Annotated in this window: 3 protein-coding genes; 2 read left to right on the forward strand and 1 reads right to left on the reverse strand. The window is 46.0% G+C overall.

All coding sequences use genetic code 11. From position 1 onward, the window contains the following. On the reverse strand, positions 1 to 244 hold a 244-nt coding region (locus V7Z69_RS07225; protein WP_334139376.1), incomplete at its 3' end, for a hypothetical protein. A 142-nt stretch (positions 245 to 386) separates the two neighbouring features. On the opposite strand from V7Z69_RS07225, the gene V7Z69_RS07230 reads away from it, so the two are divergent. Together V7Z69_RS07230 and V7Z69_RS07235 are read left to right on the forward strand one after the other, a co-directional pair. Beyond that, complete coding sequence (locus tag V7Z69_RS07230) at positions 387 to 1,433, forward strand: homoserine dehydrogenase (RefSeq protein ID WP_334139377.1); 1,047 nt, start codon at positions 387 to 389, stop codon at positions 1,431 to 1,433. Between the two features lie 23 nt (positions 1,434 to 1,456). Next, on the forward strand, positions 1,457 to 2,175 hold a 719-nt coding region (locus tag V7Z69_RS07235; protein ID WP_334139378.1), incomplete at its 3' end, for a PHP domain-containing protein.

The following is a 2,175-nucleotide window of genomic DNA, read 5'->3' on the forward strand; positions in this document are numbered from 1 at the left end:
AAATCACCGATGATTTATCTATGCCTATGCGCTTTGAGGTTTCTTCTATGTTTATTTTGCCCATGGGATCTTTGCTTTTAAGGACTTCGTCAGCGATTATTGACAGCCATCTGTCGAAGAGTTCCTGAAGTTGAGGAGAAAGTCCTCCCGCCAGCTGGTTGGACCGTGAGACGGATTCCACTAACCTTGCTGTGACCGCACCCAAGGTTTCTGCAAGCTTATCGATGCTTTTTTGTGTTTCCATTCTTCCGTTGTCCTCCTGAACTTAATGATAAGTAACTGTTGCTTAAGAGTTTTGACCTACTTATTATATACAAACAATGCTATTATAAAATAAACTGCATGAAAGGTCATGTTTTCTACGTAAACAAGAAGGTGTGAGCTAAATGGACATACTACTTCTAGGTTTTGGAGCAGTAGGAAGAGCTTTCTGTGAACTTTTGGAAGAGAGGTCTTCTAGCTTACGTAAGGTGTTGCCTAAAGGAGAGGAAATAAGGGTCGTGGGGATAGGCACAAGAACCAGGGGGTGCCTATATAAGAGTAATGGCCTCCCTTTGAGTGCGGTCCTTGATTGGGAATCAAAAACAGGTAAGCTATTTGGCCTGGATGGGGTTTCATGTCCAAATGATAGCGAGAGCCTCGTTGAGCAGGGGGATTATGACCTTTTGGTGGAGTGCACCACGTCCTCTTTGTATTCTAGTGCCCCAATAGCCCGTGCCATTAAAAAAGCCCTTGATAGGGGAAAGGCCGTTGTGACCTGTAACAGTACCATGGTCTATAGACACTACTTTGAGCTTAAGGAACTTGCAGAGTGCAAAGGGGGGGCTTTGCTCTTCGATTCGGCTGTAGTTGCAGGAACTCCCATTTTTTCCTATGTGAGACACTTCCTTCCTGCTGTGAAAGTGAGTGCTTGCTATGGGGTTCTCAACGGTACCGCCAACTATGTCTTAGAGATGATGGAAGATGGAGCTACTCTGGATGAGGCAGTAATGGAAGCGGTTCGTAAGGGGTTCGCTGAGAAGGATCCCCTTTTGGACATCGAAGGGACGGACAGCGCGATAAAGGCGTCAATAATAGCTCAGGCGCTGATGGATGCGCCGTTTCAGGCTTTGGACGATATGATTATCGAGGGGATAAGAAATGTTACCCCAGATATGCTCAGAAAGGCGAAGAAAGAAGGAGGCAGGGTGAAGCTCGTGGCCAATATACGAAGGGGATCCTCCTCGGTTGAGATCTCTGTAAAACCTGAAATAATTCCCTCCGAAAACCCAGTGTCTAAATTGAGAGGGGCTTCCAAGGGGGTAATTATAACGACCGACTTTGCAGGAGAAGTATACTTAGCCTCCGATGGATTTGGCCCGAGACAGATGGCTTATGGACTTTTAAGAGACTCCATAGAAGCTGGTTCGCAGAAGATGGGTCCTTGCAATTAAATTTATGGTGGGAAGTGGTTTATTTGATAAAAATAGATCTTCATCTTCATAGTAATTTCTCCGATGGAACATTGTCACCTAAAACACTGGTGCATAAGGCCAGAAAATTTGGTGTTTCAGTGCTGAGCCTAACGGATCATGATACGGTCGCAGGTGTCCGAGACTTCATGCGTGAATGTGCTAAGGCCGGACTGAGCTGTATTCCAGGAGTGGAACTTTCAGCAGATGCCCCCTTTGAGCTTCATATTTTAGGGTATCGTATACAAATAGATAAGATAGATGAACACCTCAAGACCATAAGAGACCATAGGAAGGAAAGAAACATGGCTATGTGCGAGAAACTTCAGGGTATGGGTATCCATATATCGATGGAGGAGCTAGAGGAAGAGGCGGGAGGAGATGTAATAGCCCGTCCTCACATAGCCCGTTTGATGGTGAAAAAAGGCTACGTCCCAGACGAGAGGACCGCCTTTGCCTTGTACCTCAGGCGAGGTGGGGAAGCCTACGTGGAGAGGAAGAGGTTTTCTCCTTCAGAGTGTATCAAGATCATCAAGGATGCGGGAGGGGTGCCAGTTTTGGCCCATCCAGCTCTTATGGGCCTTGATGAAAAAAAAGAGATAGAGCTTGTTGAACAATTGGTTGATGAAGGATTGTGGGGAATAGAATGTTTTGCGGCATGCCAGACATGGGAACAAATGAACAAGTGGTCTCAGATAGCTGATCGCTATGGTCTATACAAGAC

This window comes from Thermovirga lienii, from assembly GCF_036847465.1.
Classification (GTDB): Bacteria; Synergistota; Synergistia; order Synergistales; family Thermovirgaceae; genus Thermovirga; species Thermovirga lienii.